Annotated in this window: 8 protein-coding genes; 1 reads left to right on the top strand and 7 read right to left on the bottom strand. The window is 39.4% G+C overall.

Going from position 1 to position 13,456, the window contains the following annotated elements:
- Window positions 1-4 precede the first annotated feature (4 nt).
- From BQ7352_RS07065 to BQ7352_RS07045, 5 genes are all read right to left on the bottom strand, one after another.
- Entirely contained in the window at window positions 5-838 is an 834-nt protein-coding gene (locus BQ7352_RS07065; RefSeq protein WP_072448176.1) for a DUF4097 family beta strand repeat-containing protein, read from the bottom strand.
- Window positions 835-1,521: a DUF1700 domain-containing protein gene (locus tag BQ7352_RS07060; protein ID WP_072448174.1), complete on the bottom strand. Its 687-nt coding sequence runs from the start codon at window positions 1,519-1,521 to the stop codon at window positions 835-837. The genes BQ7352_RS07065 and BQ7352_RS07060 overlap by 4 nt, the downstream gene beginning before the upstream one ends.
- A complete protein-coding gene (locus tag BQ7352_RS07055) occupies window positions 1,518-1,841 on the bottom strand; it encodes a PadR family transcriptional regulator (RefSeq protein WP_072448171.1) in 324 nt (107 codons plus the stop codon). The genes BQ7352_RS07060 and BQ7352_RS07055 overlap by 4 nt, the downstream gene beginning before the upstream one ends.
- Window positions 1,842-2,151: 310 nt before the next feature.
- Window positions 2,152-2,988, bottom strand: coding sequence for a hypothetical protein (locus BQ7352_RS07050; protein WP_072448169.1), 837 nt, complete (start codon window positions 2,986-2,988; stop codon window positions 2,152-2,154).
- A 103-nt stretch (window positions 2,989-3,091) separates the two neighbouring features.
- Window positions 3,092-5,269, bottom strand: coding sequence for an alpha-galactosidase (locus BQ7352_RS07045; protein ID WP_072448167.1), 2,178 nt, complete (start codon window positions 5,267-5,269; stop codon window positions 3,092-3,094).
- Between the two features lie 175 nt (window positions 5,270-5,444).
- On the opposite strand from BQ7352_RS07045, the gene BQ7352_RS07040 reads away from it, so the two are divergent.
- Window positions 5,445-6,281 (top strand): AraC family transcriptional regulator, encoded by an 837-nt coding sequence (locus tag BQ7352_RS07040; RefSeq protein WP_072448165.1) that lies wholly within the window; start codon window positions 5,445-5,447, stop codon window positions 6,279-6,281.
- 86 nt (window positions 6,282-6,367) lie between these two features.
- On the opposite strand, the gene addA is transcribed toward BQ7352_RS07040, so the two are convergent.
- The gene (gene addA / locus BQ7352_RS07035; RefSeq protein WP_072448163.1) at window positions 6,368-10,012 is read right to left on the bottom strand and encodes a helicase-exonuclease AddAB subunit AddA; all 3,645 of its coding nucleotides are present in this window, start codon (window positions 10,010-10,012) and stop codon (window positions 6,368-6,370) included.
- 1 nt (window position 10,013) lies between these two features.
- Complete coding sequence (gene addB, locus BQ7352_RS07030; RefSeq protein WP_072448161.1) at window positions 10,014-13,448, bottom strand: helicase-exonuclease AddAB subunit AddB; 3,435 nt, start codon at window positions 13,446-13,448, stop codon at window positions 10,014-10,016.
- Window positions 13,449-13,456: the final 8 nt, after the last annotated feature.

Genomic DNA, 13,456 nt, shown 5'->3' with positions numbered 1-13,456 from the left:
CCCTTTACTTGTTTTCAAAATTAACAGCTATACTTCCTGAAGTACTTTCAATATCAATTTTTTTCATACTTCCCATAGTACCATATCTGGCATTGGCAGTCCCTGCATACTCCTCTCCGTTTAACAGAAGCTGCCCACTTGCACGCTGTACTGACACTGCATAATCTTCCAATTTTCCTGTATGTGTAATATCCATATTGCCTGATACCACTTCAACATCTGTTTCCTGTGCATCTAAAAGATCCATTTTTATTTCCCCGGATGTCAAAGATAAATCACATTCTCTTACAGAAAGTTTTCCTGACACAGCAAATTGTCCTGCATCTACATGAGCATCAAAAGATGAAAATACCTTGTTTTCCGGAATTTCAATAACTACTGTTTCTTGTACTCCATAATCATTGTAAGGTTTTTCTAATACAACTTCTCTGTCCTCTGCATCAAACTCTATCAAATCAGAGCCTGATAACCCGGATATTCTGATTTCATCTTCCTGCATAGTTCTGATTTCTATTTTTCCCACATGCATTTCAATATCCAGACTCTCTACTTCTGAAGCCGGAAAGCTTTGTGAAACAGAACCTTCTGTTGTTTCAGAAGATTGTCCCAAGTTTTTTCCTCTGTGATGGTAATCATCAAAATCATCTTCTATATCCCAGTGGTCATCATCCAGTTCTCTGTCCATTCTGCAAAGAAAATGGTACAGACGACTATTGCCAAAATTTCCATTAACACTTCTAAGCGAACCTCCAAATACTAATCCGGCGCCCATGAGACATCCACCTATCACACCGGTAACAAGTATTACAATCAATGCAATTTTTGTAAATTTTTTCATTTTCTTTCACCTCCTGAAATTCTTTTGTGCAAAATTCTTTGTATAAAATCAATTCCCCAACGAAAACATATTGGAAATATTTTTACTGCCAGCCACAAAAATCCAAGTAGCAGCAGAAAACCGATACAAATCATTAAAAGTCCTGCTCCTGCCACCAACGCTGCTGTAGGAACAGCCGGAAGCTGTGATATAGACACGCCCAGACAGATTACACCTCCTATTAAAAGGCCAATACATCCAAAGAATAATGCTGCGGCCACACCAATTGCTGCTCCCACAACTGCTGCAATCAGTCCAAGCCCTGCTAATAGCAATGCACCCCAGACAGGTGAAGTTATAACCGCCAATAATAAAATCAATGCCCATGATAAACTGCTTCTTTTTGGTTTTTGTGCTGCTCTTTCGCTTTGTATATCCGGCATATTCTTTTCTTCAAAACGTTCATCGGTATAACCCGTTTCGCGATACTCTCCATGTTCACTGCCGTTTTCGTCTAAATCCGCTTTAATCGTTGCTGCAACTTTCCCCGGACTTCCCAGTTCCTGAATAACAGTTGCTTCGTTTTCCTCTCCGGCATCGTCAAAATAATTTTCATAAAACTCCAATGCCTCTTTTCTCTCCTGTTCCGGTATATCCCACAGCAGTCGTTCTAACTGCTCTAAAAATTCCTTTCTTCTCATCATTTCCCTATTCCTCCCTCAAACAATGTACTTATCTTTGTTGAGTAGCTTTTCCATTCTACGCGATATAAATCCAACTGCACTCTTCCTCTTTCTGTCACTTTATAATATCTCCTGTTTCTGCCACCATATTCTTTATCATAGGTTTCCAAACATTCGTCTTTTTGAAGTCTGCGAAGTACCGGATAAAGGGTAGACTCTGAAACATCCAGAACCTGACGGACATCCTGTGTAATTTTATACCCGTAAGTCCCTTCACTCTCATTGGATACAACTGCCAGTACAATAGCATCTAAGAGGGCGGCGCCTGTATTAAAAACCATAACTTCACCTCGTTTCTATTGCTATAATATTGTTTTATACGCAATACTATTTTATATTTAATACTATACGATATATAATATTATTTTGTCAATGATATTTTATAAAAGAAATTCGAAAGAATTTTTAAAGAAAAAAATGAAGGACTGCACGGTTAAGCGCAATCCCTCTTTCTCAATTTTCACATTATATATTATACTTCATCTTGCGGAACATCCCCAATCGTATACAACTCTCCCTCCATTCTATCCATTATCTCTTCGAATTCTGCCCTTCACAAATATATGAACGAAATTCTGTACTTTCATACAATTATTTTAATTGATCTTCAGTTTCTTGGATTAACTCTCCTGTTTCCAGATTATATTCTCTCGTTAAATACGTTCCGATACACTCTTCTACGTTCTGATATACAGATTTTGTATACTGTCCTATTACAACAGCCTTTTTCTTTGTCTCATCATAATCTATAAATCGCATTGATGGGGAATACCCATCTTTGTAATTCTTATGATCCAGAATGATACTATTCTCCTCAACTGCCTCCATATCAATCTTATGTAACATTTCCGGTGTTAAAGGATTTTCCCATCCCTCAAAAACTTTTCCTTCATGCAATTCATAATGATTAGACGTAGGAATATCATAATAATACATATCCCAATAAGAGTCCTGCCCTCTTGGATCCGTATCAACCATATAAGTAATTCCATCTCCTTCCATCAATTGATCAGAGGTTCGAATTCCATCTCCGTTTAAATAATATCCATCTTCGGTAAATGCATCTTGCAACATTACTCCATCTTCATTTAGATAATAATCATTCCCATCTACTTCAATCCAACCTACCTGCATCCAGCCATCTTTGTCAAAGTGATACCTTTCTCCATCCAGAGCTATCCACGTATCTGTGGCAAACGCTCCGTCTTCATACTGATAACGCCAGCCTTCATCTGCTTGCACCCAGTTTCCTTTGGGATTTTTTTTAACTTGAGAAAACGATGTATCTTCATGCAGTTCATATGGTTCATACTGATATTGCTCATCTATTTCTTCCTCATTTCCTTCCGGATTTTTTCCTTTCCACAAGACAACAAGTATCAAACAACAGATAAGCCCGATGCCAACTACACCTATAAATTTTTTCATATTGTATTTCCCCCTTTCCACTGAATAAATACACTTTTCTGTAGTAGAATTATATCATAGTAATTCAGGAAAAGGAATGCATTACAATTTACCACAGTAAATTTTATTTTTTCTTCAAATAGAATTCAAAGGACACATCATCCCCGCTTACTTTAGGCAGTAAAATTCCACCTGTCATCAGTGCTTTTCCTGTATAAACTTCTCCTGTACCGAGAACTTCATACATTCCCTCTTCCAGCCCTGCAAGCCGTATCCTGATGCGCAAAGTATTTGGTTTTGCACGAAATACCACGCCCTGCACCAATACTTCCTTTCCATCCTGTGATACAAATTCCCATACAGCCATATTTTCTTTATGTGGATTACTCAAACGATAATAGAAACCATTATGAATAAGGGGCTGATACTCTTTATAAGTTTTTATCTGCTTGGCAACTTCCTGTTTCTCTTCCTCACTTAAAATATTTAAGTCCAGTTCATATCCAAAGCTGCCTGCCATGGCTACTGTACCTCTTGTCTCAATAGAAGTACTTCTTCCTGTCTGATGATTTGGCACTGCTGAAACATGAGAACCTACTGCTGAAATAGGATAGAAAAAGCTGGTTCCGTACTGAATAAACGTTCTTTCATGTGCGTCTGTATCATCACTGCACCAGATCTGCGGACAGTAATATAACATACCTGCATCAAATCTGCCGCCTCCACCGCTGCATCCTTCAAACAGAATATGAGGAAATTCTCCTGTCAATCGCTCCAGCAGTTCATACAGCCCTAAAACATATCTATGTGGCATTTCTTTCTGACGGCTGTCTGGTAATGTCTTAGTATACCAGTCACAGATACTCCTGTTCATATCCCATTTCACATATTCAATATGATTTTCTCTCAAAACTTTACTGATTGTCTCATACAAATACTCTGTCACTTCAGGATTTGCCATATCTAAAACAAGCTGATATCTGCTCCGTGAAGGATTTCTCCCCGGAATACGAATTGCCCAGTCAGGGTGTGTTCGGTATAATTCACTGTCTTCCGAAACCATTTCCGGCTCAAACCACAGACCAAACTTCATACCCATATGATTAATCTTTTCTACTAATGTGTTTAAACCGCCTCTGAGTTTTTCTTCATTGACAAACCAATCACCCAAACCGGAAGTATCGCTGTCTCTTTTTCCAAACCATCCATCATCCAGAACCATCATATCAATACCCAGCTCTGCTGCCTGCCTTGCAATCTTCTCAATTTTTTCTTCATTAAAATCAAAATATGTGGCTTCCCAGTTGTTAATTAAAACAGGGCGGCTTGATAACTGATATTGACCTCTGCACACATGATTGCGGATAATATGGTGAAAACGGCGAGAAAGTTCTCCCATACCCTCATCTGAACAAGACAGGATAACCTCAGGTGCATAAAAACTCTCTCCTTCCTTTAATGTCCATGCAAAATTATCTGCATGAATTCCCATAGTCATACGAACCTGTTCAAGTTCATCCAACTGTACCTGTGTCTGAAAGCTTCCACTGTACATCAAAGCCATTCCCATACAAAATCCTGTTGTCTCTGTACATCCTTTTTCACATAAAAGCGCTGTGGGGTTCTGCTGGTGGCTGGAAGTTCCTCTTGTGCTGCTGCTCTCCTGAATACCGTGGATAAGAGGTACTCGCTCTGCCTGACGTTCCATTACGTGTCTGCCATGAAAATGTATCCATTCCCAGTCCCCATAAGGAATGTCCATGGCAAAACTATGCACTTTATTTAATATAACAGGTGTTTTTCCCTGATTTGTCACAATTACACTTCTGGTAATCACATCTGCCTCGGAAATCACCCCGTAAAGCAACGTCACCAATGTTTCTGTTGCTGTATCTTTTAGAATAATCTCCAAAGTTTCTGCCTGATCTTCTTTTGCATACACCGCAGGCAATCCCTGTATTTTATATTTTCCTCTTTTTATCTCATAGCTTTGAAAACGTAAGTCAAGAGCTGTACTTCCGTCTTCGTGAGTAACAGAAATTGCAGGTACACGAAAATCTCCCACACCCTCTGCTCCGTATTCCAAAGGTCTTGTGTTTAAGGAATAGCTGCGGTTATCTCCTGCCTCGTAAATATTTCCCGAAAATCCCAAATCAGGATAATCCAACAAATAGTCCATACAGCAATCTGTTTTTGCTCCATACCATAAATGATTTAATACACCAAACATATCTACCTTCATCTGATAAAGGGTATGAGCTGTTTCCAAAGAAAAAACATTGTTTTCTGCTTTTATTGCCATATTTTCATTTCCTCCTAAAGTTACTTTTTACACACTGATTTTTATGAACAGATTATAGCATACCAATTTGCAACTTATAAATATCTAAATATAGCACTTTTATACCACAATGCTTAATTCTGTAGTATAATAATATTATTATAACGTATTTTGCTATATTCAAAAGGAGCTATATATGGGAAACGTTTTCTTCAATATTTTTCCAAATGAAAATTTTATAGATTTGGGCATGTTCCAATGTGGACGGGAAGCCTGTACTCCCTGTCATTCCTTTGGTCCCGTTACCAGAAATCACTACTTATTTCATTACGTTCTTTCCGGAACAGGAACTCTAATGGCAGATGATGCAAAAGGAATAACCCAAACTTATTCTGTAAAAAGCGGGCAGGGATTTCTGATTTTTCCCGGCCAGATTACAACCTATTATGCAGATCAACATTCTCCATGGGAATATTTATGGATTGAATTCGATGGTTTGAGAGTAAAGGAAGCGCTTTCCCTTACTGATTTTTCCACCGATCATCCGGTATATCGAACGCATTCCAAAGATTTACGGGAACAAATGATAAAAGAATTAGAATATATTATTGCTCATCCCAAAGAGTCCTCCTTTCATCTTTTAGGACATCTTTACCTGTTTTTTGATTATTTTGTTCAGTCTGCAAAATCCACACGACTGACACAAAGCAGCAAAATGAGCGATTATTATATACAAGAAGCCATTCACTATATAGAACAGAATTTTCAGAATAATATTTCCATCGAAGAAATAGCCGAAGTTTGTGGGATTAACCGCAGCTATCTGGGTAAAATTTTTCGAAATTCCGTTGGGCGTTCCCCTCAGGAATTTTTAATGAATTATCGAATGGTAAAAGCCACTGAGCTGCTGAAATTGACCACACTTTCTATTGCGGATATTGGAAATGCTGTGGGATATAGTAATCCCCTGCACTTCTCCCGTGCGTTTAAAAATGTCTACGGAATTTCACCCAGAGAGTGGCGAAATGGATAAAAGGTCCATTGGACTACACACAACCCCCCCATGAGCGGCATCTCATGGGGGTTTTTATTCCGTTAGAGTGGCTTAAACTCAGGTGATTACACCAACACCGCTTTTCCCAGTCCCGATGAATAAATATAGACTTCTTTTACCTTTCTATCGGTAATCATTTCCAGCGCCTTTTTATAATACTGCATCTGCACCTTATATTTTTCTATCAGCTCTTTTTCCTGTCCTTTTTGAACTTTATCTGTCTTATAATCTACCAGAACCAGACCGTTTTCTTCCTCAAAATAGGCATCTATAATCCCCTGTACCAAAATTTCTTCTTCCGTTTCATACTCTTTTTTCATCTGATTTGCAGGAATGGCAATCACAAAGGGCTGTTCTCGGTATAGCTGCCCTTTTTGCGCAGCTTCTTTCATTCTGACCGCAAGAGGATTTTTCGCAAAACGATAAAAATCAGGTATCCATATAGATTTCTTTTCTTCTGCTGTCAGTATATTTTCCAACTGCTCTTCTATCTGCTCTTTTGTATCTATTTTTTCATAATCCAGATTTTCCCATACTCTGTGGTACAGTGTTCCCCTTGCAGCGCCTTTTAATTCTTTCTTTGTTTCCTGCATAAATAAAGGCACGATTTCCTCTGTTTCCTCTTCCAAAAGCATTTCACTTTCTTCTATATCTGCATTCTGCATTCGTTTTACTTCAGATACCGTAAGTTTTGCCGGAATAGTGCCTTCTGCCTGATAAGGATATTCATAAGAAAAGCTGTCTTTGAAAAGTTCGTGCCATTTTTCATCATAGACTTCATTGCTGTCCCACAAAAGTAATTCTCCCTTTTTCAACATTTCTTCTGTGCGAAGCTGTGCTTCATCTAATACCAGTTCCAGTGGCTGCACTTGTCTCACTGTAAAATCAGGTTCTCTGTCATACATTTCGTTGAAAGGATACACGGAAAGATTATACATTTCATAAAAAGGTTTCATTGCCCTGTGTCTTGCCAGCGCTGCAAGCACCCAGTCCAGATAACTCTTTCCTTTTACTCTTAGTCCGTAAGGCAGTCTTTCTTCCTCTTGTTTTTTCAACATTTCAAAGTGCTTTAACGTATCTTCCAGTTTCGATGTCACACCGGTGAGAATGAGTTTTTCTTTTGCTCTTGTCAATGCCACATAAAGAATACGCAGTTCTTCTCCCAAACTTTCCAGCAAAATTTCTCTTTGTACTGCTTTTTGCAGGATTGTTCGTGTACGAATACGAAGCTGGGTATCTACATAAGGAGAACCAATGCCCAAATCAGGATGAAGGACAATGCTCTCCCTGGCGTCCTGCATATTGATTTGTTTTCCCATTCCACAAACAAACACAATGGGAAATTCCAGACCTTTACTCCCATGAATGCTCATAATACGCACCGTATCTTCATTTTCTGAAAGCGTATTAGCCTCCCCGAAATTCACCTGATATTTTTTCAGATTTTCGATATAACGGATAAAGTTAAACAGTCCTCGATAACTGGTGCTTTCGTAATCTCTTGCCTTTTCTGCCAGCATCAGCAGATTAGCTTTTCTTTGTTCCCCAGATACAAATGATTGCTGGTATACCAGGAAATCCGTGGCATCATAAAAATCCCAAATCAATTCATGCATAGGTGTATAGGGAACTTTTCTGCGAAGTTCTCTGTAAACAGCAAAAAATCTGCGTATTTTTTCTCCTAAGGGAGAAGAAAGATTTTCTCCCAAAAGCAGCGCTTCGTAAAATCCGGTTTTCTCATTCTCCATACCCAGCACCTTGATTTCTGCCAGTTCCTGAAAGCTAAATCCCTCAGGCAGTCCGTGAAGGGCTGCTGCAAGTGGAATATCCTGCATAGGATTGTCCAGAATTTTCAGATAATCCAGAACAGTGGTTACCTCCTGAGCAGAAAAATACCCTGTTTTTGTAGTAACACTGGCAGGAATTCCACAGGAATTTAAAATTTTTTTAAAGGTTTCTGCCCAACCGGACATGGTACGAAGCAAAATGGTAAAATCTGAATATTTTGCCGGTCTGTATTCCTCTGTCTTCTTATCTAAAACCAGATATTTCCCTGCTAATTCTCCAATACGAAGAGCAACCATTCTTGCCTCTAATTCTCTTGTATTCTCCTCCTCGTCTTCTAAAAGAAGGACTTCTGTTGCAGGCTCACTTTCTTCTTCCTGTTTAGGCGGAAACGTTCTTCCCGGATATAAAGCTGCTGTGCTGTCATACTCTACACCGCCTAAATCTTCTCCCATAATCTGATAAAACAGGTAGTTTACACCTTCTAAAACCTCTGCCCTGCTCCTGAAGTTCTTATGCAAATCAATACGAAGACAGTCTTTCCCCGCTTCCTGTGGGTAGGTTTTAAACTTCTCCATAAATAAATCCGGTCTGGCAAGGCGAAAACGGTAAATACTCTGCTTCACATCTCCCACCATGAAAATATTGTAAATTCCGTCTTCGATTTTTGAAACAGATGTTAAAAGCTTTTCCTGCACAAGATTACTGTCCTGATACTCGTCAATCATAATTTCGGCAAATTTCTTTGACAATTCTCTGGCTGCGTCTGTTCGCTCATCTTTTTCCTCTGTATGGTTGATGAGAATTTCCAAAGCATAATGCTCTAAATCTCCAAAATCCAGAATATTCTTTTCTTTTTTCTTTTCCCTGTACAGCTTCATAAATGCCAAAGTCAAATCTATTAAAACGCCTACCGGTTCTCCTGCTCTTTGAAGATTTTCCAGCATTTCCTCTGCCGTTTCCTGAAAATATCGCTCTTTTAAAGCTTTTATCTGGTCTTTTGCTTCACTTCGCAGGTTTTTTGCAAGCTCCTGCCTGCTTTCTGATACCAGCTCTTTTTCTGCCTTTTTCCCCGCCGGAAGCCGCTTAAATTCCAGTTTATCCAGCATTTCCTTCCATTCAAAAAAGTTTTCTGTCCGCTCTAACTTTTCCAATGCTGAAACTTCATCTTCCAAAAGTCCAAGATAAAAAACAGGTCCATCCGGCTCTTTTGAAATTTCCAGTGATTGCTTTAACAACATGGAAGCTTCTTTTATTTCCTGTTTCACTTCATTTTTTATAAGCTTCATCCATTCTGCATTTTCCAGCTCCTCTAAGGTTTTTACCTCATAAGCCTTACGGCAGTTCAAAAGCCATTCTTCCGGATAAGGATAGCTCATAGAAAAGCTGTATAATTTTATCATCATTTCCGGAATTTTCTTATCTGTCTTTCCTCCTGCAAATCCATCTGCAAAAGCAAGAAAGGAAGGGGCTTCTTCTGTGTATGCTTCCTCCAAGACAGCATCTGCCACATCTGCCTGCAGCAGGCGCATTTCCCCTTCATCTCCCATACGAAAAGAAGGATCTAAGTCAATAAGATGAAAATAATTTTTCACAATATAAGAGCAAAAACTGTCAATGGTGGTAATCAGCGCATGATGCACCAAAGTGCTTTGTCTTTGCAGATGTTCGTCCTCCGGATTTTCTTCCAGTTTTTTCTCAATCGCCTGTCGGATACGTTCTTTCATCTCCCCTGCTGCTGCTCTTGTAAAAGTCACAATTAAAAGCTCATCAATATCCACAGGATTGTTTTTATCTGTAATCCTTTGAATAATTCGTTCCACTAAAACAGCTGTTTTACCGCTCCCTGCTGCCGCACTTACCAGAATGTTGCAGTTTCTGGTATCAATGACCTTCTGTTGTTCCTCTGTCCATGAAACACCCATCTTACTTTTCCCTCCTTTCCATTTCATCTTTCATTAACCGCCACAGCTCCTCAGACTTGTAATTTTCCAGCCTGCGGTATCCATATCCCGGAAGTTTTTCATCAAATCCGCAAACTTCTTTATATGGACAATATTCACAGGCATTTTCCTTTTGCCGTTCAAAAGGATTTACACTGGTATTTCCCTTTAAAATCTCCCTGCCGATTTTCTTTGCCTTGTCCTGTACATAATCCATCATAATAGCAAATTCTTCCTGATTTGCCACCTTGGAATTACTGGAAAAAGTCCCCTTTGCCGTATATTTTACAGGCACTGCAAAAGACTCCACACTTTTTCCTGCTGCCAGATTTTTATCCAGCTTTTGCAAAATTTCTGGCTCAGCGCTGCAAATTCCGTCCATCTTCAATTTCTTTAAGATTTCCTCCTGTGGATTTTCCGGATTTTTCACATCTTCTTTATTTAAAATCGGGTCTTTCGTATTATAATAAAACACTCCTGCCGGCTGTACAAGCTTGTCCGGAAAACGCTTTTTTTCCAGCTCAATAGCTGCATTTAAGTAGAGCGCTAACTGAATTTGAAGTCCGTAATAAAGCTTTATCAAATCAAGCTGAGTTGTTCCTGATTTATAATCAATGACCTTTACATAGAGATGATTTTCTTTATCCTGACACACATCAATTCTGTCAATTCGTCCTTTCAAATGCAGTTTTTGTCCTGACTCTAAATCAAAATTCAGACTGTCTATATTATCTTTTTCTCCAAAAGCCCACTCCGTAAGGGCAGGATAAAATTCTCCCTGTTTTAACTGCTTTTGCAACGCCCACACACTTCGTTTTACCATACGTTTCACACGGTTAATGGTATAAGCATTTCTGGCGCTGCTTAATAAAATGGTTTCCCCTGACTTTTCCACAACTTCCGTTACACAGTCTTCTGCCAGAGTATCTCTCTCTTCATCTTCCAAATCCACCCAGCTTTTCCCTTGTTCCCGCACTTTTCGTGCAAACAAATCAAGGCTGTTATGCAAAAGTGTACCCATGTCAGCCATACTGAACTCATAGCGGACACGTTCCCGCAGCATCAATCCATAGCTTAAAAAGTGGGAACAGGCACATTTTGCAAACTGCTCCAGCCTGCTGGCGCTGTTGGAAAGCTCTGTTCCATAAAGAGCTTCTGCCACGCCTTTACTGATACTTTCCTGTGGATTTACATAATATGCAGCATCAATCAGCCTGTTGACAAGCTCTCCATAGTCCTTCTGGGAGGTAAACCAGCTCATCAGTTCTTCAAATACAGGAGATGTCCTGTCCTGTTTTCGCATTTCTTCTGACAATCTGTCCAAGGCTCCGTACTTGCTTTCAGCAAATAGTGGAACATCCCACTCCCTCATGGCATCAGGAAACAGTTTTTGTATCTGTGCAACTAAAAAAGAAGGTGACATTGCCTCTCCGCTGCTGCTCAATCGGCTGTAAGAAAGATAAATTCTTTCACTGGGTTTTGTAAGATTTAAGTAGAGATAAAACTTCTGCGTATAGAGATTTTCCTTTGCCGTAGGCGCTAAGGACAAACCTCTTTCTTTTAAAGAGCCCTTTAGCTCCTCTCTGTTTAAATCCGATAACAGCTTTCCTGCCTGTTGTTCCTTTGGAATTTTCCCTTCATTTACCCCTACAAAAAACACAATTTTAATGTCTTTTAATCGTGTTCTCTCCATGTCTCCTACTAAAACCTGGTCATAAGCCGGAGGAATAATTCCCACCTTTGCTTCTGAAAGTCCTGCTTCCAAAATCTCTTTAAATTCCCGAATACGAACCTTTTTATCTCCTAATATTTCCACCAGCTTATCCAGTAAGTTCATGACAATTTCATAAATCTGGCTGTATTCTTTTACCAGAGAAAGATTGCCCTCTGCTTCAAAATTCTTTGTAAATTCTTTTAATTTTTCCTGAATTTTATTTGCCGTTATATACTGATACAGTGCTTCCGTATAGGTCCTCACAGAAGCATCCGGTGTCTTCATTTTCTTATAAAAAGGCTCCCATTTTTCCACAAGACTTGCTCTTATTTTATCAATCTGTACACATTCTTCCGGATTTTCTCCCCGATAACTTCTCACCCATTCCTGATGCCAGCGGGAAAAACCGCGAATTCCCATGGCAATCACATAATTTTCCAAACGGTCTGCTTCCTCTGCAGAAATATCATTCAACCCACATCGCAGCATACGAAATACACTTTCATAGCTGAAATTTTCTACAATCATATCTACAGCTGCCCGCAGATATTCCACAAAAGGATTGAGAAATACCGAATGTTTTTCATCAATAAAACAGGGAATTTCATACCGCGCAAAGGCTCTTGCAGCTGCCGGCGCATAGACCTGCATATCACCTGTAATTACTGCAAAATCCCTGTATCGATACCCTTCCGTTCTCACCAGACGACGGATTTCTCCTGCTGTCATTTCCATTTCACTGGCCGGATTTTGGGCTTCATAAATTTGAACTGCATCCTGTTGTTTTAGATATTTTTTCCTTCTGTATCGGAAAACATTCTTTTCCAGAAAAACCATAGGGGGATTATCTTTAAATCTGCCCCGATACTCCCCCTTTCCTTCCGGTATCCAATATTCCTTCCAGCTTATTTTCTTGTCTTTTGCAATTCTTAAAAGACTTGCCACCGTCTGTTTACTAAGATAAAACAATTCATGAGGACTTCCCATTTTATAAGGGTCTTCCCCTGCCGCAACAGTAACTGTCACATAAACCTCTTCACAAATTCCTAAAAGCGTTTCCAAAAGCTGGAGCTGAATAGGTGTAAATCCTGTATATCCATCCAAAACAAGCACACTGTCTTTTAATTTTTTCGACTGGGGCGCTACTCTGCCCATGGCATCCAGCACCTCTTCCTGTGTAATAAAACTGCCTTCCAGATAGTCAAAAAATCCCTGATATAATGTTTTTATATCCTGCAATTTATAATACAGCTCCGGTGAAGACGATAAATCTTCCAGTACATCCTCTAGATCTTCTGTGGAAATTTCGTACTGGCGCAGTTCTGATACCATGGATTTCATCTGGGAAACATAACCCTGCTTGTCCATTTTCGCACCCAGTATTTTCAACTCTTTTTTCTTTTCCTGAGCAACTCTCCGAAGGACCATGCTCTTTCCTGTTTCCTCTAAAAGTGTTCTCTGGCTCTCTCCCATTTCCGTCAGCACACGAAATGCCAGACGCTCAAAACTCAGTACATCTATATTGCGAATTCCCTTTCTAGGATGCATGGTAACCAGCTCTTTTTGCGTCTGCATAGTAAACTGTTCCGGTACTAAAATCAAATACTGTTTTTTCGGATTTTCTATGGACTGCTGTATAATCTTGTTGTAAAGATAATAAGATTTTCCTGCACCTGCTCCGCCGAAAATAAATTGTAATGCCATAAAAACCT

Origin of the sequence: Blautia sp. Marseille-P3201T, from assembly GCF_900120295.1 — a bacterium.
GTDB lineage: Bacteria > Bacillota > Clostridia > Lachnospirales > Lachnospiraceae > Blautia.
This window is presented reverse-complemented; position numbering and strand designations above follow the sequence as displayed.

What these genes read in the sequence shown, in the direction of transcription:
- BQ7352_RS07065 (WP_072448176.1), bottom strand. Translation starts at nt 838, where the DNA reads ATGAAAAAATTTACAAAAATTGCATTGATTGTAATACTTGTTACCGGT.
- BQ7352_RS07060 (WP_072448174.1), bottom strand. Translation starts at nt 1,521, where the DNA reads ATGATGAGAAGAAAGGAATTTTTAGAGCAGTTAGAACGACTGCTGTGG.
- BQ7352_RS07040 (WP_072448165.1), top strand. Translation starts at nt 5,445, where the DNA reads ATGGGAAACGTTTTCTTCAATATTTTTCCAAATGAAAATTTTATAGAT.
- addB (WP_072448161.1), bottom strand. Translation starts at nt 13,448, where the DNA reads ATGGCATTACAATTTATTTTCGGCGGAGCAGGTGCAGGAAAATCTTAT.
- BQ7352_RS07055 (WP_072448171.1), bottom strand. Translation starts at nt 1,841, where the DNA reads ATGGTTTTTAATACAGGCGCCGCCCTCTTAGATGCTATTGTACTGGCA.
- addA (WP_072448163.1), bottom strand. Translation starts at nt 10,012, where the DNA reads ATGGGTGTTTCATGGACAGAGGAACAACAGAAGGTCATTGATACCAGA.
- BQ7352_RS07050 (WP_072448169.1), bottom strand. Translation starts at nt 2,988, where the DNA reads ATGAAAAAATTTATAGGTGTAGTTGGCATCGGGCTTATCTGTTGTTTG.
- BQ7352_RS07045 (WP_072448167.1), bottom strand. Translation starts at nt 5,269, where the DNA reads ATGGCAATAAAAGCAGAAAACAATGTTTTTTCTTTGGAAACAGCTCAT.